The sequence below is a fragment of the Thiocapsa rosea genome, from assembly GCF_003634315.1.
GTDB classification, from domain to species: Bacteria; Pseudomonadota; Gammaproteobacteria; order Chromatiales; family Chromatiaceae; genus Thiocapsa; species Thiocapsa rosea.
Genome location: NZ_RBXL01000001.1, coordinates 2,882,656 through 2,901,898, shown reverse-complemented (window position 1 = coordinate 2,901,898; position 19,243 = coordinate 2,882,656). Strand labels below are relative to the sequence as shown.

The 19,243-nt window shown below is 65.7% G+C and carries 12 protein-coding genes; 6 read left to right on the top strand and 6 right to left on the bottom strand.

From position 1 onward, the window contains the following. Window positions 1-21 precede the first annotated feature (21 nt). From BDD21_RS12840 to BDD21_RS12830, 3 genes are read right to left on the bottom strand one after another with little or no spacing between them, the layout of a single operon-like run. Window positions 22-684: a response regulator gene (locus BDD21_RS12840; protein WP_120797500.1), complete on the bottom strand. Its 663-nt coding sequence runs from the start codon at window positions 682-684 to the stop codon at window positions 22-24. Next, complete coding sequence (locus tag BDD21_RS12835; RefSeq protein ID WP_245969576.1) at window positions 684-2,300, bottom strand: histidine kinase; 1,617 nt, start codon at window positions 2,298-2,300, stop codon at window positions 684-686. The genes BDD21_RS12840 and BDD21_RS12835 overlap by 1 nt, the downstream gene beginning before the upstream one ends. Continuing rightward, window positions 2,297-4,168, bottom strand: coding sequence for an ABCB family ABC transporter ATP-binding protein/permease (locus BDD21_RS12830; protein WP_120797499.1), 1,872 nt, complete (start codon window positions 4,166-4,168; stop codon window positions 2,297-2,299). The genes BDD21_RS12835 and BDD21_RS12830 overlap by 4 nt, the downstream gene beginning before the upstream one ends. 102 nt (window positions 4,169-4,270) lie before the next feature. On the opposite strand from BDD21_RS12830, the gene BDD21_RS12825 reads away from it, so the two are divergent. The 4 genes from BDD21_RS12825 to BDD21_RS12810 all read left to right on the top strand — a co-directional run bounded on the left by BDD21_RS12825 (window position 4,271) and on the right by BDD21_RS12810 (window position 9,870). Continuing rightward, a complete protein-coding gene (locus BDD21_RS12825; protein ID WP_120797498.1) occupies window positions 4,271-4,657 on the top strand; it encodes a S24 family peptidase in 387 nt (128 codons plus the stop codon). Further along, window positions 4,657-5,796: an efflux RND transporter periplasmic adaptor subunit gene (locus BDD21_RS12820; protein WP_245969575.1), complete on the top strand. Its 1,140-nt coding sequence runs from the start codon at window positions 4,657-4,659 to the stop codon at window positions 5,794-5,796. Before BDD21_RS12825 ends, BDD21_RS12820 begins: the two co-directional genes overlap by 1 nt. Further along, window positions 5,793-6,425: a hypothetical protein gene (locus tag BDD21_RS12815; RefSeq protein WP_120797497.1), complete on the top strand. Its 633-nt coding sequence runs from the start codon at window positions 5,793-5,795 to the stop codon at window positions 6,423-6,425. The genes BDD21_RS12820 and BDD21_RS12815 overlap by 4 nt, the downstream gene beginning before the upstream one ends. Window positions 6,426-6,738: 313 nt before the next feature. Continuing rightward, entirely contained in the window at window positions 6,739-9,870 is a 3,132-nt protein-coding gene (locus BDD21_RS12810) for an efflux RND transporter permease subunit (protein ID WP_120797496.1), read from the top strand. A gap of 490 nt (window positions 9,871-10,360) precedes the next feature. Here the strand turns inward: BDD21_RS12810 and BDD21_RS12805 are convergent, their stop codons facing one another. Beyond that, window positions 10,361-11,200 carry a c-type cytochrome gene (locus BDD21_RS12805; RefSeq protein WP_120799909.1) on the bottom strand — a complete coding sequence of 280 codons (840 nt, stop codon included), beginning with the start codon at window positions 11,198-11,200 and terminating at the stop codon, window positions 10,361-10,363. Between the two features lie 178 nt (window positions 11,201-11,378). Further along, complete coding sequence (locus tag BDD21_RS12800) at window positions 11,379-11,843, bottom strand: CBS domain-containing protein (RefSeq protein WP_120797495.1); 465 nt, start codon at window positions 11,841-11,843, stop codon at window positions 11,379-11,381. A gap of 394 nt (window positions 11,844-12,237) precedes the next feature. On the opposite strand from BDD21_RS12800, the gene BDD21_RS12795 reads away from it, so the two are divergent. Beyond that, a complete protein-coding gene (locus BDD21_RS12795) occupies window positions 12,238-16,323 on the top strand; it encodes a ribonucleoside-diphosphate reductase subunit alpha (protein ID WP_211335043.1) in 4,086 nt (1,361 codons plus the stop codon). Between the two features lie 232 nt (window positions 16,324-16,555). Further along, complete coding sequence (locus tag BDD21_RS12790; protein WP_120797494.1) at window positions 16,556-17,962, top strand: MBL fold metallo-hydrolase RNA specificity domain-containing protein; 1,407 nt, start codon at window positions 16,556-16,558, stop codon at window positions 17,960-17,962. Window positions 17,963-18,055: 93 nt separating this feature from the next. Here the strand turns inward: BDD21_RS12790 and gmd are convergent, their stop codons facing one another. Then, window positions 18,056-19,147, bottom strand: coding sequence for a GDP-mannose 4,6-dehydratase (gene gmd / locus BDD21_RS12785; RefSeq protein ID WP_120797493.1), 1,092 nt, complete (start codon window positions 19,145-19,147; stop codon window positions 18,056-18,058). Window positions 19,148-19,243: the final 96 nt, after the last annotated feature.

The following is a 19,243-nucleotide window of genomic DNA, read 5'->3' as shown; positions in this document are numbered from 1 at the left end:
TCCACGGCCCCCGCCTCGGACTCATCCGAGATCGCGGCTCGCTCTGCGCTCGCACAGACCGCGCTCCACTGCAATCACGGCCGCCTCCACGCGCGAGTGCACGTCGAGCTTACGCAGGATCGCCTTCACATGGAGTTTGACCGTCCCGTCGGAAATATTCAGACGACGGGCGATCGCCTTGTTGCTCTGACCCTCGGCGAGATGACAGAGGATCTCGTGCTCGCGGGGCGTCAGATCGGCGATCCGACCCTCGGCCGCCGTACCCGCCGCCTCGCCTTGGACGGCCTTGGCCAGGACGATGGCCAGCTCGGGCGCCACCACCGTACGGCCTTGGACGATCTCGCCCAGCGCCGCAATGAGCGCATCCGGCTCCATGTCCTTGAGCAGATAACCCTGCGCGCCGCTCTGCAGCGACTCGATCACGTCGCGCTCCTCGGCGCTCGTCGTAAGCATCGCGATCGGCATGGTCGGGTGGGCCGCACGCAAGCGGCGGAGCATCTCCAGGCCATCGAGCTGCGGCATGCGCATGTCCAACAAGACCACGTCGGGCAGGGTCTCGGCAACCCGCTTCAGCCCCATCGCGGTATCGCCCACGGCCGCAACCACCTGGATGCCTCGGCGCTCCAACAACTCCTGAAGCCCGAACCGGAACAGGGCATGATCGTCGATCAACAGAACGCGCATCAGGCCGCCACCGATCCTTGGCGCGTGGTGCGCCGATTGCCGTCGAAGATGACCTCCACCCGCGTACCCTCCCCCGCCTCGCTCTCGATGCGCAGCTCCGCACCGATACGCCGCGCACGCTCCTCCATGATGGTCAGGCCGATGTGCTCGCCGGGATTGGATCCCGCCGCCGGGGTGCTGAAGCCGACCCCGTCGTCCTCGATCAACAACACATGTTGGCCGTTGGACTCCCGAGCCAGCATCACCCTCACGGTGTGCGCCTTGGAATGTTTGCGGATATTGGCCAGCGATTCCTGGACAATCCGCAAGATCTGCAGCTCCTCGCTGGCCGAGAGCTCGAACGGACGACAGTCGTTCTGAAAGAGCACGTGTGCGCCTGTCTCCTGGCCGAATCGGTGGGTGAGTTTCTCGAGCGCCGGCACCAGACCGCGTCGGTCCAAAGGGGCACGGAAGCTCGCCAGCAGCTCGCGCAGCTCGGTGTGGGCCTCGTCGAGCCCGTTGCGGATGCGGCTCAGATCATTGCGCGCCTCGAGCGAGATCGCACTGCCGCGCAGCGAGTCGGTCAGCATGCGGCACTGAAAGCGCAGGCTCGCCAGGGTCTGGGCGAGCGAGTCGTGCAGCTCGTGCGCCAAGGAGTTGCGCTCCTCGACGATCGAAAGGCGCCGCGCGTCGGCGTCCGAGCGCAGCTTGGCGATGGCGACCCCGAGGTGATGCCCCACGGTGGCGAGCAGATCCAGAATGTCCTCGCGGGCCTTCAGCCCGGGCCGGTCGACGAAGACGGTGTAGACGCCGAGCAGCTCGTCGCGATGCTCCAACGGCACGGTGACGACCTCCATCTCGCTGCTGGCGAACATCCGCCGGCCGTAAATCCTGGAGCAATAGCGCGCGTCGTTCCCGCAGAGGATCTCGCCCGGTGTGAGGACGCTCCCGCACAGACACAGATCCACCGGGCCGATGTCCTGCTCGCGCACCAGGTCGTCGTCCAGACCGATCGCCCCGACCAAACGCCGCGAGCCGTCGGGCATGACCAGACGCACGGTGGCGGCCCGGCCGTTGATCATTTCCTTCAAGACCCGTAGGAAGCGCAGCAAAAGCTCGTCGACACTCTCGGCCTGATGGATGCCTGCAGCCACGTCGTAGAGGATCTTCAGCGAGGCCGTCTTCTGGGCCAGCCGCATGGTCTGGCGTGCGACGCGGTTGTCCATCTCCTCGTAGAGGTCGGTGAGCTCCTCGTTGAGGCTGCGGATGTCGCGCGCCACCTGAGCCAGAACACCGGCATCGTCCAACGCATCGCTCGCGCCCGGCTCGCCTTGACAGACCCGCGAGAGCGAGTGTTCCAGGCGCACCAGAGGCAGCAGCAGTTGGCTACGCAACCGGCTCCAAATGAACAGGCCGGCGAGCGAGGCGCCGACGAGCGCGGCCATCGCGAGCGGTGCCGTCCAGCCCAGATGCGGCCGCGCACCCTGCAGGGTCAACAATGCGATTGCCGCGGCAAGCGCCGCCCCGAGCACGACCAAGGGCATGGCGAGCCCGGCCGCGCGCAGGACCTCGCGAACCCGCGACGCCTCGATCTCCTCGCCCCGCTCGGCGACGATCCGCGCTTGACTCAGGCTCACGGCGACACCTTCGGGGCCGGAGGCGTCGCGACGCGCACGTCCGTCGTATCGACCGGGTCCGGACCCGTGATCGGCACCGGCGCATCCGGCCCCTCGCGCTGCTGCAGATCCCACATGGCGGCATAGTGCCCGCCGGCCTCCAGGAGCGCGCGATGCGTGCCCTGCTCGCGGATGCGACCCTGCTCCAAGACGAGGATCAGGTCCGCGTCCACGACGGTCGACAGACGATGGGCGATGACCAGGGTGGTATGGTTCTCCGCGACCTCGGCCAGCGTCTGCTGAATCGCCTGCTCGGTGTGGCTGTCGAGCGAGGAGGTCGCCTCGTCGAAGACCAGGATCCGCGGCTGCTTCAAGATCGCCCGCGCGATCGCCACACGTTGCTTCTCCCCGCCCGAGAGTTTCAGGCCGCGCTCCCCGACCATGGTCTCCCAAGCGTCGGGCAGACTCTCGATAAAGGTCCGGATGTGCGCCATCTCGGCGCAGCGCTCGACCTCGGCGCGGGTCGCCTCGGGCCGTCCGTAGGCCAGGTTGTAATAGATGGTGTCGTTGAACAGGACGGTGTCCTGGGGGACGATGCCGATCGCCGCGCGCAGGCTCTCCTGGGTGACCTCGCGCAGGTCCTGTCCGTCGATCAGGATCCGCCCGCCCGTGACGTCGTAGAAGCGAAACAGCAGACGCGCCAGGGTCGATTTGCCGGCGCCGCTGTGACCGACGACGGCGAGGGTCTGGCCGGGTGCGATCCGGAAATCGACGTCCCGCAGGATCGCCCGTTCGTGCTGATAGTGAAAGTCGACGTGCTCGAAGCGGATCTCGCCCTCGCGCAGGCGCAATGCCTTGGTGTCCGGGGTGTCCTGGATCTCGGGTCGACGCTCGAGCAGCTTGAAGACCAGATCCATGTCGGCGAGCGCATACTTGATCTGCCGATAGACGATCCCGAGGAAGCCCAGCGGGATGAACAACTGGAGCATCAACGCGTTGACCAGGACCAGGTCGCCGACACTCATCTCGCCCTGCACGACACCGTTGGCCGCGAAGGCCATGATCAGGGTGACGCCGATCGCGATGATCGCGCCCTGACCGAAATTCAGCAGTGACATGGAGGTCTGACTCTTGACCGCCATCTCCTCCCACTCCGCGAGGGTGCCGTCGTAGCGGTCGAGCTCCATGCGCTCGTTGCCGAAATATTTGACCGTCTCGTAGTTGATGAGGCTGTCGAAGGCCTGATTATTGGCCTCCGAGTCCAAGCGGTTCATGCGATGCCGGTAGTCCATACGCCATTCGGTGATGGCGAAGGTGAAGGTGAAGTAGACCGCGACGGTCCCGAAGACGACCAGGGCGAAGGCCGGGCTGTACTGCTTCAAGAGGATCACCGCCACCAGGGTGAACTCCACCAGCACCGGCAGGACGCTGAAGGCGACATAGTTCAGAATGGTCGAGACCGATCGGGTGCCGCGCTCGAGGTCGCGGCTGATCGCGCCGCTCTGACGCCCCAGGTGATAGCGCAGCGAGAGCCGATGCAGATGGTCGAGCACCTTGGTCGAGAGCCGGCGCATGGCGCGATAACGCACCCGGGCGAAGACCACGTCGCGCAGCTCGTTGAAGAGCGAGGAGCTGAGCTTGAGCGCCCCGTAGACGACCAGAAGCGAGACGGGCAACACCAGCACCTGATGCGGCGTGGCCTCGAAGGCATCCACGATATCGCGCAGCACCAAGGGGACGCCGACATTGGCCACCTTCGCCGCGATCAGACACACCAACGCCAGCATGGCACGCCCGCGGAACTCCCACAGATAAGGCAGCATTCCGCGGAGGTTGTGCCAATCGCGTCGGTCGGAATGGATGCGCTCGGTGGCGGCGATTCGGTTCATGCAATGTCGCTCTGGACGCGATTTAAAGGTGTCGCCCGATCGTTACCCGGTCGGCTCGCCGCGACGAGCCGCCCGACCAACCTATAGAAATGAGGACGCATCATGGCAGATCCCACGATGGACAGCACGGGTTGCAGCATGCACGAGCCCTACGCCTTGCAGGTGCTCGGCGACCAGATGGAGCCGGAGTTCCCCGATCGCTGTGTGGTGATCGTCGAGCCGACGGACAACCGTCAAAACAACAGCTTCGTGTTCGCCGAGGTCGAGGGCGTGCGCTGGTTTCGCAAGTATGTCCGCGAGGACAACGGCACCGAGCGGCTCGTCGCGGTGAACCGCATCTATCCCGACATCGATCTCAACGGACTGGACTGGCACGTCCTGGGCGTCATCATCCAACGCAACATCCGCCGTAAGATCAAACACTACGACTACTCCCAAGAGCCCGAGACCTCCCCGACGGTGGCCATGAAGGATCTGACCGGCCGGTGATGACCCACGACCCCGTACCCAAGCCGATTCGCGCCCCCGGCGCGCCCGACACAACCGAGCCCGTCCGCCCCCGCCGCGCGGGGCCGCGGATGCCGCTTTTGCTCGCTGCTGCGCCGATCGCAATCCTGGCTGCGACCCTGATCGCCTGCTCCCCCGGGGGGGACCCGCCGTCGAGCGCGAGCCGCGAGCGCGGTGCGCTCGATCACCTGGTGGCCACGGTCGTCGTGGAACGCGCCGCGACGACCAGCACCCACGAGCGTCCGGGCTCGCTGCGTCATCGCCGCCAGGTGCGCCTCTTCAGCCAAGAAGAAGGACGCATCACCGCGCTGGACGTCTTCGAGGGCGACATGGTCCGAGAGGGCGAGGTCCTGATCGCGCTCGAAGACGACATCCTGCAGGCCGAGCTCGACAAGGCGCGTGCGACCCTGGCGCAGGCCGAGCTCGACGTGGGGCGACTCGAGGATCTCGTCCGCAAGCGCGCCGCCTCGGACGCCGAGCTGTCGCAGGCCCGCACCGCCGTCGCCGTGGCGCGAGGCGATGTTCGACTCCTCGAGACCCGGCTGGACTTTACCCGGATGACGTCACCGTTCGACGGCGTCGTGACCGAACGGCTGGTCGAGCCGGGTGATTTCGTCTCGAGGAATACCCACCTTCTCACGATTGCCGATCCGGAGTCCTTGGTTGCGGAGGTCTTTGCCTCCGAGCTGATCCTGCCGCGGATGACTGTCGGCGACCCGGCACAATTGCGCATCGACGCCCTCGGCGTGGCGAGTTTCCCGGCACGGATTCTGCGCATTCACCCGAGTTTGGAGCAGACCAGCCGACAGGGCATCGTGGAGCTGACGCTCGAGGATCCGCCGCCCGGCGTGAAGGCCGGACAGTTCGTGCGGGTCACGCTCGAGACCGCCGCGGTGGAGCGTCTGCTGATCCCCTTTCGTGCCCTGCGACGCGATCGCGACGGCGAGCTCGTCTGGCTGATCACGGACGAGGGCCAAGCCTCCCGCAGAAAGGTCAGGAGCGGGCTGCAGATCGCCGATCGCATCGAGATCCTCGAGGGTCTCGCACCGGGCGATCAAATCATCACGCGTGGATTCCTCGGCCTGGCCGAGGGTAAAACAGTCAAGGTGGTCCCGGAATGAATCTCGAACACCTCTACACGGCCGTCGAGCTGGTGCGCAGCGGCTGTTATCGCGAGAACCCGCGCGAGGCGACACGTCTGCGCACCTACCCGATCATGCTGACGAGCGCCGCCGCGCCGGCAGCGAGCCCGACTGAGGCATTTCTGCGTGCGGCCTGTCTCGCCTACGCCTGGATGCCCCAGCGGATGCGCATCGAACAGAGCCATCTGGCCCCCGCCGTCGATGCCTTCGAGGCCGCACGCGCCGCCCCGCTGGCCGGCTCGGATGCCGAGCGCGCCGCCCTGCGAGAGCGCGGCATCGACGCCATCGCCGCCAGCTTAAGCTCGGTCGTCGGGGCCTCGATGGTGCTTCACCTCGCCGCACCCGGCGTCTTCCCGATCTGGGATGAGCGCATCGAGCGCTTTCGCCTGGAAGAAGAGCCATCGCCCTACCACATGGGCCAGGCCCGTCACTATCTGGCCTTTATGGACGACATTCGCGACCTCACGGCTCACCCGCTCTTCCTCACCTTTCACAACGATTTCTGCACCGCCTACCAGGCACGCCTGCAACGCTTGCGCATCTCGCCGTATCCGCTGACCGAGACCAAGGTCGTGGAAGCGGCGATCACGGAGCTCACGGGCGAATAAGTCACGTGTCAGAGACGTTGAGCACCGAATCCAATCGTTGTCGTTGTCGTTGTCGTTGTCGTTGTCGTTGTCGTTGTCGTTGTCGTTGTCGGATTCCGGACGACAACGAAAAATGCTGCAACGGTTTGCTCAAGACTGATGGCGCAGCACATCCGATCGGACGGAAACAACGTCGGCGTCACTTCCGGCCGATCGTCTACGCAGTTGGGATGTCGATTCCCGGACATCGCCTTAATCGACAACGACAACGACAACGACAACGGGCTGTAGCACAACCAACCGTCGGCGGGTAGCGTTTTCCGGAAATCACCTTATGTCCGCCAATATCTCCACCTGGTCGGTCCGCCATCCCATCGGCGTCGTTGCGCTGACGCTCGCGGTGATGGTGCTCGGCGGGGTCTCACTCACCCGGCTCAACATCGATCTGCTGCCGAGCATCATCTACCCGGACATCCAGGTGCGCGTGCTGGATCCCGGCGTCCCCGCCGAGGTCATGGAGAACGAAGTGACCCGCGAGCTCGAGGAGCAGCTCGCGATCACCGAAGGTGTCATCGCCATTCAGTCGCGCACCACAGAGGGGCGCAGCGCGATCGACCTGTCCTTCCGCTACGGCGAGGACATCGATCAAGCCTTGCGCGACGCCAGCTCCCGCCTAGACCGCGCCAAGCGCTTCCTCCCGGACACCGACGATCCTCCCATCATCTTCAAGCGCGACCCCTTTCAGCTGCCCGTCGCCGAGTATGTCGTCGGCTCGACCCTGCGCGACCCCGTAGAGCTGCGTACCTGGGCGGACTACACCCTGGGTCGCTCGCTGGTGACGCTCCCGGGCGTGGCATCCGTCGAGATCGGCGGCGGGCTCGAGCGCGAGGTCCAGGTGGTGGCCAACCAGTTCCGGTTGGCCGGACTGGGGATCGACATCCTGGATCTGGAGACGCGCCTGCGTTCGGCCAATCAGGATGTCGCCGCCGGACGGCTGCGCATGCCGGACGGCGAGATCGGGGGCCGCACCGAAGGACGCTTCAGGAACGTCCAGGAGATCATCGACCTGCCGCTCAAGCCCGAGGCCGGCGACAACCCCATGGCCCAGATGCGCATCGGCGAGATCGCGCAGGTGATCGACGGGGCGAGCGAGGAGCGTCTGCGGATCCGCCTCGACGACCGGCCCGGGATCAAGCTCGCGATCCAAAAACAGCCGCTCTCCAACACCGTCGCCGTGGTCGATACCGTGGATCGGGAGTTCGCGCGTCTCAAGGCGCAGGGCCAGCTCCCCGAAGACATTCAGATCCAGCGCGTCGACGACCAGGCGCGCTATATCCGTCACTCGCTCAACAATGCCGTCACCGCCGCACTCAGCGGCGCCCTGCTTGCGATGGCCGTGGTCTACATCTTTCTCGGGAGCCTGCGGCGGACCCTGATCATCGGCGCGGCCATCCCGATCGCCGTCCTGGTGACCTTCATCCTCATGGCCGCCAACGGTCTGACCTTCAACATCATGACGCTCGGGGGGCTCGCGCTCGGGATCGGCATGCTGGTGGACAGCACCATCGTGATGCTCGAGAACATCTATCGCCATCAGCGCATGGGCCAAACCACGGTCGTCGCGGCGGACGCCGCCAGCCGCGAGGTCACGGGCGCCATCATTGCCTCGACCTCGACCAACCTGGCCGCCGTCCTGCCGTTCCTCTTTATCGGCGGGCTCGTCGGACTGCTCTTTCAGGAGCTGATCTTCACCATCTCGGCGGCCATCCTCGCCTCCATGGTGGTCGCCTTGACCCTGGTCCCGGCGCTCGCGGGCCGGGTGCCGGCGGGCCGGGAGGGGGCGTTGCGGGCACTGGTCAATCGCGTGATGAAGGCCCTGCAGGACGGCTATGCCCGGGTGCTCGATCGGCTTCTGCGGTTCCGCTGGCTGGTCATCCTGGCGTTCGTCGCCGGGCTGGTCTGGACGGCGCCTTGGCTGATCAACGCCAAGCAGGAGTTTCTGCCCGCGCTCGACGAGGGCGACGTGCGCATCACCCTGACCGCGGACGCCGGCATCGACCTCGAGGAGATGGACCGCCTGACCCGCCGGATCGAGGGGCTCGTCTCCGAGCAGCCCGAGGTCGAGGCGATCTTCACCACGGTCGGCGGCTTCGTGTTCGGGCGCTCGTCCTTCGAGAGCGCCAATCGCGCAAGCCTGCAGGTCTTGCTCAAGCCGGCGGCGCAGCGCGATGTCGGCAGCAGGGAGTGGATCGCGCGCGTGAGCGGGCTGATCCGCGCGCTCGAGATCCCGGGCTTGCGGGCCTCGCTCGTCACGCGCGGGATCCGCGGGATCCGGTTCAGCCAAGGCGACGACGACGTCAGTCTGCGCATCGCCGGCGAGAACCTAGACACACTCGCGGATCTTGCCGATCGGGTCGTCGAGGCGCTCGCCACGGTGGAGGGTCTCGGCAACCTCCAGCACAGCAGTCAGGACGTCACGCGCGAGATCTCCATCCGGCTCGATCCGCAGCGCGCCGCAAGCTTCGGTCTGGCCATCGAGGACATCGGTGCCGTGCTGCGGTTCGCCTTGGAGGGCCGCATCGTCACCGAGCTGATCGACGGCGACCGCGCGGTCGATCTGCTGCTGCGACTGGATCGCATGGACATCGCCGCGCCGGGCGATCTGGACTCCATCGTGCTCTTCAGCAAGACCGAGCCGCGACGCCCCCTGCGACTCGGCGACGTCGCGACCGTGGAGATCCTGGCCCAGCCCTCGACCATCCTGCGCGACCGCCAGCAACGCACCGTCGAGATCACCGCCTCGGTCGGCGAGGGGCTGGCGCTTCAAGAGGCGATCGAGTCGGCGCTCGCCGCGGCGGCGCAGGTCCCGCTCCCCGCGGGGTATCGCCTCTACGAGGCCGGGGGGCTCGAGACCCTCAAGCAGGGTCAGGACATGAGCCGGATCCTGCTCGGGCTTGCGCTCTTTCTGGTCTTGGTCGCGATGGCGGTCCAATACGAGTCGGTGCGCAATCCGGTCATCATCCTGATCTCCGTGCCCTTCGCCTTGATCGGCGTGGTGCTCGGTCTGCAATGGACCGGGCTGCCGGTCTCCATGCCGGTCTGGCTCGGGCTCATCATGTTGGCCGGGATCGTCGTCAACAACGCGATCGTGCTGGTGGAGTTCATCGAGCTGCAGCGCCGCGCCGGTCTGGATGCGCGCACGGCCATCCTGGAGGCGGCACGTCTGCGTCTGCGCCCCATCCTCATGACCACGCTCACCACCGTCGTGGGCATGCTCCCGCTCGCGCTTGCGCTCGGGGAGGGCTCGGAGATGCTGCAACCGCTCGCCGTCACCATCGTCGCGGGGCTATCCTTCTCGACACTGGTCTCGCTCGTGCTGGTGCCCGTGGTCTATCGGGTCCTGGCAGCCCGGACAACGGAGGAGACCACGACGGGCTCGGCAGAACTTAAACCGCGTCCGGAGTGAGATGTTCGTTTTCGAGTGAGATCGACATTTGGCGCATCCACAATCCTTTGCGGGGACGCGGTTTAAGTTGATTTCCGGAAAAGGATCTACCGGCAGAGCCGCAAGCAGGAAAAGTGGTCGAACGCTCTACTCGTTGTCGTTGTCAGCCTCGATCATCGTTTCGGCCACATCGGCAGTGTCCAGGTCGCCGCTTGGGTACGCCGACTTTAGTCGGCCCCCCGAGCACGCCCGCACGGCGGACTGAAGTCCGCCTCCCCGGGGGCCGACTGAAGTCGGCGTACCCGGGTGTGGGGCCGAAGTCTTGCGTCCGGTCGGGGAACCCAAGAGGCATGGACGAGAGGATGACCAAAGCCTCGTTGTCGTTGTCGTTGTCGTTGTCGTTGTCGTTGTCGTTGTCGTTGTCGTTGTCGTTGTCGTTGTCGTTGTCGTTGTCGTTGTCGTTGTCGATTACGACGACGATTTGGCTCCGGGTGGGCGAATCAATTCGCCCCTACCGAGCGGGCGGGACGGAGGGATAGGCGGGCGGCTCCGGCAACGCGGGGGCGTCCATCAACCCCGCGGGCATCGGGGGCATGGGCGGCACACCCATCGGGTCGCGCACGTAGGACGGGAAATCCGGATTGGTCCAGCCCGCCTCGGCCAGCTTGCTCTCGGGCGGACGTAGGCGCGCGGTGTAATCGAGCACGGCCGCCTGGTGACGCGGCGTGAAGCCGTCGATCTGCTTGACCATCTTGGGGTCTGAGTTCTTGCGTCGCCCCATGCGGATCGCATCGAACTGGCGCATCAGATAGAGGTAGTGCTGGCCCGCGATCGCGGGGATGTGCTCCGCCTCGTTGCCCTCCCCGTGATCGCCGTGGCATTTCGTACAGTGCTCCGCGTAGACCTCCTGTCCCAACGCCAAATCCTCCCCCGACCCGACCCCATTGTCGGGCGTCATGGGAAGCTGCGCCACATAGGCCGCCACGTCGGCGACGCTCTGAGGACCGCCGAGGATGCGCGGGACCGAGAAGGGATACATGAGCGGGTTGTCGCGATTGCGCGCCCGGATATCGGCGAGCTGTTTGATGATGACGGTGCGCAGCTGTCCGGCAATCTGCGGATAGGTCCCGTCGGGCGCGCCCCAGCCTTCCGGACGATGACAGACCGCGCAGGTCAGATAGACCTTGCGCCCGTTCTCCAGATCGGGCGTCAGCGTCATCACCTGCTCGTATTCGAGCCGAGCGGTTTCGGCCGGGGTTTCGGCCGGCGCGGGTTCTTGGGCATAGGCCGCTGTCGAGACGAGGCCCGACAGGGCGATTGACAGACCGATCGCAAATACGGGTCCAAACATCTTGACCTCCAATCCTAGACCAGGGCCGGGATCCGAGCGTTGGTTTGCCGACCCCGTGGCGCGACGGGGATGCTCCGCACGCCACGGGGTCGGCAAACCGTCACGAGCCCGGCCTGAGCAGTGAAAAAACGGACCGCGCCACCGCGGTCCGGCAAGGCGATGCCCGATCGACGGGGACTCAGAGACCTTTCAACCCGCTCGTCACATTGGCCTGGAAGATGGCCTTGTGCACGTCGCCGATGCTGAGCATACCGACCAGCCGCCCCTCGTCCGCGACCGGGATGCGCCGGAAGTTATGCCTCACCATCACGGTCGCCGCGCGCAGCACGTGCATCTCGGGATCGACCGTCACCGGATTGGGTGTCATCAGCTCCCGGGTCTTCAGGCCCAGGATCTCCGAGTAGCGCGCCATCTCCTTGTCGAGGTCGACCGAATGCATCCCCTCGGCGATGAGCTTGTCGAGCTTCGGAAAGAGGCTATGCAGAAGATCCTTCTCGGCGATGATCCCGATCAACTTCTCGTTGTCGTCGACCACGGGCAGACCGTGAAAGCGATAGAGACACATCAAGGACGCCACCTCGACGATCCGGGTATCGGGATTCACCGAGCGGACCGATCGACTCATCACATCTTTGACTTTCATCTAGGCCATCCTCCGTTGTGTTGTTGTCGGCCGCATTCGCGAGACAGAGGCGCACGTCTCGCAACGGCCGTCCGCGCATTATAGACGAGCATCCGTGACGTCCGCTCGTCGCGCCCCGCCGAGCCTCCGCCGACACCCGTCAGCCCTCCTCCGAACCCCCGTCAGGCTTGGCTCCACCGCTTTTATCCACAGGTCGCCCACAGCCTGATCCACCGCTTTTACACAAGATCTTGTGGTTGACGGATCTCCTAAACAACATATATTGTGCCTGCTATCTAGTGCAGCTCGGCAGATGTGTCGAGCCCGCACCGCTCCGCTAGCGCCCGCTCGGCCGCCGAGACCAGGGACCATCCACTACACCTTCCCGCCGTCACACCGCATCCCAGGAGGAGCCATGTCCACCGAGAGCCCGTCGTTGGTCGAATCCACGTCCGTCGAAGACGCCGTCGCCCGCCCCGGACAGGCCGCGAAGGTGGCCCCGAGCCCGGCCCGGCACAGCGACTCGGCTCCCGAGATCACCGCCCACACCCCGGGCAAGGTCCAGGTCATTCGGCGCAACGGCAAGGTCACCCACTTCGACCCGAACAAGATCATGGTCGCCATGACCAAGGCCTTCCTCGCCGTGGAAGGCGGTTCGGCGGCGGCCTCCAGCCGCGTCCACGACCGGGTGCGCGAGCTGGCCGAGCAGGTCAGCTCCGCCCTCACACGGCGCCTGCCCGGCGGAGGCACCGTTCATATCGAAGACATCCAGGATCAGGTCGAGCTGGCCTTGATGCGGGCCGGCGAGCACAAGGTCGCACGCGACTACGTCCTTTACCGCGAGGCCCGCGCCCGCGAGCGTGCCGAGCGCGCGGCGGCGAGCGCGCCGGCCGAGGCCGCGCACCCGCTCTCCGTGACCCTCCCCGACGGCAGCACCCGCCCGCTGGATGTCGCGCGCCTGACCCGTCTGCTCGACGAGGCCTGTCGCGATCTCGAAGCCGTCGATGCGCAGGCGATCCTGACCGACACCCTGCGCAACCTCTTCGACGGCGTGCGCGAGGCCGACGTCGGACAGGCCCTGGTGATGTCCGCCCGCGCCAGGATCGAGAAGGATCCTCAGTACAGCCAGGTCGCTGCCCGGCTGCTGCTCGACGTGCTGCGCCGCGAGGCGTTGGGCTTCCTCGGGCTGGCCGTCGGGGTTGAAACCCAGGCGGATCTGGCCGAGCGCTACAGCGACTATCTCGCGGCCTACATCAAGCGCGCCGCTGACCTGGAGCATCTCGACCCGCAGCTCGCCCGCTACGACCTCGTTCGCCTCGGCGCCGCACTCAAACCCGAGCGCGATCTGCAGTTCACCTATCTCGGCCTGCAGACACTCTACGACCGCTATTTCATCCACACCGCCGACGGCATCCGCTTCGAGCTGCCTCAAGCCTTCTTCATGCGCGTCGCCATGGGGCTCGCCATCAACGAGATCGACCGCGAGACCCGCGCCATCGAGTTCTACGAACTGCTCTCGAGCTTCGACTTCATGAGCTCGACCCCGACGCTGTTCAACTCCGGCACGCTGCGCCCCCAGCTCAGCTCCTGCTACCTGACCACCGTCCCGGATGATCTCGACGGCATCTACGGTGCCATCAAGGACAACGCGCTCCTGTCGAAATTCGCCGGCGGCCTGGGCAACGACTGGACCCGCGTGCGCGGCATGGGCGCGCACATCAAGGGGACCAACGGCAAGAGCCAGGGCGTGGTGCCCTTTCTGAAGGTGGCGAACGATACGGCGGTGGCGGTCAACCAGTGCTTCGCACCGGAGACCACCGTCTTCACCGCCGACGGCCCCAAGCCGATCGCGGACGTGCGGGTCGGCGATCTGGTGCTGGGTCAGCGCGGACGCTATCGCGAGGTCACGGAGCACTTCGTCTACGACCAGAAGGATGCTCCCATGGTTCGGGTGGCGGTCAAGCATTCGGTCAATGATCTGGACGTCACTGCCGGTCATCCCTTCTGGGCCATCCAGGGCGTGCCGATGGAGCAGTCCATCGAGCGCACGCTCGGCCAGATCGAGCAGGCCCGTTTCCGGCCCGCGTGGGTCGAGGCCGGCCAGCTGACGCGCGGAGACTATGTGGCGCAGGTCATCCCCGCCGAAGTCGTTCCGGTCCCCGAGCTCACCCAAGCGGATGCACGGTTCTACGGCATTCTGCTCGGCGACGGACACCTCACCCGCGGCTGCGAATTCGGTGTCTCGGGCAACCCGAGCCGGGATACTGGTCATCTCCGGTTCGTCCGCGACTATCTCACCGAGCGCGGCATCCACTTTTGGGAGAACGGGCGGGGCAATGAATACATCCAGATTAAGTGGGCTGTCGGACGGGGCCTGGCCCGCTGCGCGACCACCGGCCGCTTTGTCGGACTCGACACGGCTCATCTGCCCTTCAGCTACGAAGACCTCTACGACGCAAGCGCCAAAAAACGCATCGCCCGACGCTTCAGCCACCTGCCGCACGATCAGGCGCTGGCGCTCGTCCGGGGACTTCTGGAAACCGACGGTGGGGTGAGCCGCGGCAAAGAGATTTATTTCACCAACACCTCCGCCGCGCTCGCCGAGGGCTTGCGTTATCAGCTGCTGCGACTCGGCATCCCTTGCGCCGGTCAGTATCGCGAGCGCGACAATGCCCACACGGGCACACGCGGTGACGGCACGGTGGTCTCCTTCACCGGCATCACCCGCGCCTTCGATCTGCGTATACCGGCCGTGCCCGAGATCGCCGAGCTGGTCGGCGTCCCGGCACTCACCAAGCGGAACTGGTTCCGCTTGGGCAACTGGATCTTTACACGGGTCAAATCGGTCACGCCCATCGCGCCGGTCGCCAAGGTCCACGACCTCAAGGTCGAGGGCGACGAGACCTACATGACCGCCGCAGCGCTGGTCCACAACGGCGGGAAGCGCAAGGGTGCCGTCTGCGCCTACCTCGAAACCTGGCACGTCGACATCGAAGAATTCCTCGACCTGCGCAAGAACACCGGCGACGACCGCCGCCGCACCCACGACATGAACACCGCCAACTGGGTGCCGGATCTCTTCATGAAACGGGTCGCCGAGGATCAGCACTGGACCCTCTTCTCGCCCGACGAGACACCGGATCTGCACGACCTGACCGGACTGGCGTTCGAGCAGGCCTATGTCGGCTACGAGGAGCGTGCCGCGCGCGGCGAGCTCAAGGTCTCCAAACGGATCAAGGCCGTGGATCTCTGGCGCAAGATGCTCGCCATGCTCTTCGAGACCGGACACCCCTGGATCGCCTTCAAGGATCCGTGCAACCTGCGCTACACCAATCAGCATGTCGGGACCGTGCACAGCTCTAACTTGTGCACGGAGATTACTTTACACACCAATGACTTGGAGATCGCCGTCTGCAATCTCGGCAGCGTCAATCTGGCCGCGCACGTGACCGAGAAGGGGCTCGACACCAAGCGTCTGCAGAAGACGGTCAGCACTGCCATGCGGATGCTCGACAACGTGATCGACTACAACTTCTACAACGTCCCGCAGGCGCGCAACTCCAACCTGCGGCACCGTCCGGTCGGACTCGGCATCATGGGATTCCAAGATGCGCTTTATCAGTTGCGCATCCCCTACGCGAGCCTGGAGGCCGTGCAGTTCGCCGACCACAGCATGGAGGCCTTCAGCTATTACGCGATCCGCGCCAGCACGGATCTCGCCGAAGAGCGCGGGCGTTATCAGAGTTTCGCGGGCTCGCTCTGGAGCCGAGGGATCCTTCCGGTGGACAGCATCAAGCTGCTCGCCGAGGCGCGCGGCAGCTATCTGCAGATGGACACCGGCACCACGCTGGATTGGAACGCCTTGCGCGAGCGCGTACGCAGCGTCGGCATGCGCAACTCCAACTGCATGGCCATCGCACCGACCGCGACCATCAGCAACATCGTCGGGGTCAGCCAGTCGATCGAGCCGACCTACCAGAACCTCTTCGTCAAATCCAACCTCTCGGGCGAGTTCACCGTCGTCAATCCCTACCTGGTGGTCGATCTGAAGGAACGCGGTCTTTGGGATTCGGTGATGGTCAATGATCTCAAATACTACGACGGCTCGATCCAGCAGATCGACCGCATTCCGGACGATCTGAAGGAACTCTACGCCACAGCCTTCGAGGTCGACGCCCGCTGGCTGGTCGAGGCCGGCAGCCGCCGCCAGAAGTGGCTCGACCAGGCTCAAAGCCTCAACCTTTATATGCGCGAGCCCAGCGGCAAGAAGCTCGACAACCTCTACAAGCTGGCCTGGGTGCGGGGTCTGAAGACGACCTACTACCTGCGCTCCATGGGAGCGACCCACGTGGAGAAATCCACGATGGACGACGCCGCAAAGGCCAACCGCCTCAGCGCGGTCGGGGGCAACTATCTCACGATGGACAAGGCAAAAGGCAACGGCGCCGCCGCGCCCGCAGCCTGCTCCATCCTCGACCCCGAGTGCGAAGCCTGCCAGTAGGGGCGATTTCAATCGCCCCGTGTTCGCGGACCGACACTTGTTGCTACTCGCTCCCACGCTCCGCGTGGGAGTGTAGCCGCGACGCTCCGCGTCGCGACCCCGCAGGCCGGGAAACCGGATCCGATCGAGACGCCCACGCATTCAAGACGCGTCGGATGCGGAGCGTCCACACCACACTCCCACGCAAAGCACGGGAGCGAGCTCACGCCCCAACACGGACGATGGAGACGACATGACCAACGCAACACCGATCGCACACCACGGCGCCGTCGACGGCGTCACCGGCTCCTGCCACGAGCTCATGCTCGGCGATGGCCGCTCGGTCCTGATCGACTGCGGGCTCTTCCAAGGTGCGGAGACCGCCTCCGACGGCTCCGGTGCCGACCGCCCGAGCATCGGCTTCGCGGTCGATCCGATCCAGGCGCTGATCCTGACGCACGTGCACATCGACCACGTCGGGCGCCTGCCCCACCTCCTGGCAGCCGGCTTTCGCGGACCCATCCTCTGCAGCCAAGCCTCGGCGGAACTTCTCCCGCTGGTCTTGGAAGATGCACTGAAGGTCGGCGTCACCCGCGATGCCGCCCTCATCGAGGCCGTCCTGCGCGGGCTGCGGGCACGCCTGGTCCCGTTGCGGTACGGGGACTGGCACCCCTTGATCACAGGCGATCCCGCGCTGCGCATCCGTCTGCAGCAAGCCGGTCACATCCTCGGCTCCGCCTATGTCGAATGCGACCTGACCCGCGCCGGGACCACCACACGCGTGCTCTTCTCGGGAGACCTCGGTGCGCCGCACACCCCGCTTCTGCCGGATCCGACCCCACCGGAATCCGCCGATGTCGTCGTGCTGGAGAGCACCTACGGCGACCGCATCCACGAGGACCGCAGCTCACGTCATCAGCGCCTGCGGGCCATGGTCGAGCACGCCTTCGAAGACGGCGGCACCCTTTTGATCCCGGCCTTCAGCATCGGACGCACCCAAGAGCTGCTCTACGAGCTGGAAACCTTGGTGCACGAGAACCGCGGCACCAAAGGTACCGGAGACAAGTGGCAATGGGGGGATCTCGCGGTGGTGCTGGACTCACCGCTGGCGGCGGATCTGACCGCCGGCTATCGTCGGCTGCGCACACACTGGGACCGCGAGGCCAAGGCCCGCCTTGCGTCCGGGCGCCACCCGCTGGCCTTCGATCGGATGCTCACGGTCGACGATCACGCCGCACATCTGCGCATGGTCGAGTATCTGGCCCGCGAGCATCGTCCCGCCATCGTGATCGCCGCGAGCGGCATGTGCGCCGGCGGGCGGATCGTCAATTACCTCAAGGCCATGCTCGGCGACCCGCGCCACGACGTGCTCTTCGTCGGCTACCAGGCCGCCGGCACACCGGGCCGGGACATCCAACGCTACGGACCCCGCGGCGGTTATGTCCAGCTCGACGGCCGCCGCTACGACATCCGCGCCCGCATCCACACCATCGGCGGCTACTCCGCCCATGCCGATCAAGCCGACCTGCTCGATTTCATCGGGGCCATGTCCCCTCCACCACGGGAGGTGATCCTGGTCCACGGCGAGCAGGGTGCAAAGACCGCTTTACAAGAGGCATTGCTGCAGCGCTTTCCCGGGACCGAGGTCAGCATTCCCTGAGCAGGCTTCGGCGATGACACGAGCGCGACAGGATGTCGTCGCGAAGGCCGGAGTCAGTCATTCGGATTGATCGGGGGGCGAGAGAGGGCGGACTTACTCGTGCCGTTCGGCCACGTTGAAGCCTTCGCGTCGGCACAGGGCGTCTTTTTCGGCTTCTTTGAGGTCTTCGCGCATCATCTCGGCGACAAGGGCTTCGAAGCTGATCTCGGGGGACCAGCCGAGGCGCTCGCGGGCCTTGGTGGCGTCGCCGAGGAGGGTTTCGACCTCGGTCGGGCGGAAGTAGCGCGGATCCACGGCGACGATGCAGGCGCCGGTGGCCTCGTCGAAGCCTTGTTCGAGCTGGCCGGCGCCCTCCCAGCGCATCCGGATACCGACCTCGGCGGCGGCGGCGGCGACGAAGTCGCGCACGGAGTATTGATGACCGGTGGCGATCACGAAGTCCTCGGGGGCGTCCTGCTGGAGCATCATCCATTGCATGCGGACATAGTCCTTGGCGTGGCCCCAGTCGCGCCGGGCATCCAGGTTGCCGAGATAGATCCGATCCTGCAGGCCGAGTTTGATGCGGGCGAGCCCACGGGTGATCTTGCGGGTGACGAAGGTCTCGCCGCGCCGCGGGCTCTCGTGGTTGAAGAGGATGCCGTTGCAGGCGTAGATGCCGTAGGCCTCGCGGTAGTTGACGGTGATCCAGTAGGCGTAGAGCTTGGCGACGGCGTAGGGTGAGCGCGGGGAGAAGGGCGTGGTCTCGCTCTGGGGCACCTCTTGGACCTTACCGTACAGCTCGGAGGTGGATGCCTGGTAAAACCTGGTCTTGCGCTCGAGGCCCAGGATGCGGATCGCCTCGAGCAGGCGTAGGGTTCCGATGCCGTCGGAGTCGGCGGTGTACTCGGGCTCCTCGAAGGAGACGGCGACATGGCTCTGTGCGGCGAGGTTGTAGAGCTCGTCGGGTTGGACCTGCTGCATGATGCGGATCAGGCTCGAGGAGTCGGTCATGTCGCCGTGATGCAGGATGAAACGCCGTTCGCTCTGCTGCGGATCTTGATAGAGATGGTCGATGCGATCCGTATTGAAGAGCGAGGTACGCCGCTTGATGCCGTGCACCTCGTAGCCCTTGGAGAGCAGCAGCTCCGCCAGGTAGGCCCCGTCCTGTCCCGTGATGCCGGTAATCAGCGCCTTCTTGATGGTCATGTCCTTACCCCGATGTCGATATGCAATCTGTTGTGTTGCCGTTGCGTCGGCCTTGGACGATGCACGCCGAAACAATCGGCCCCGCCCGATCGTAAG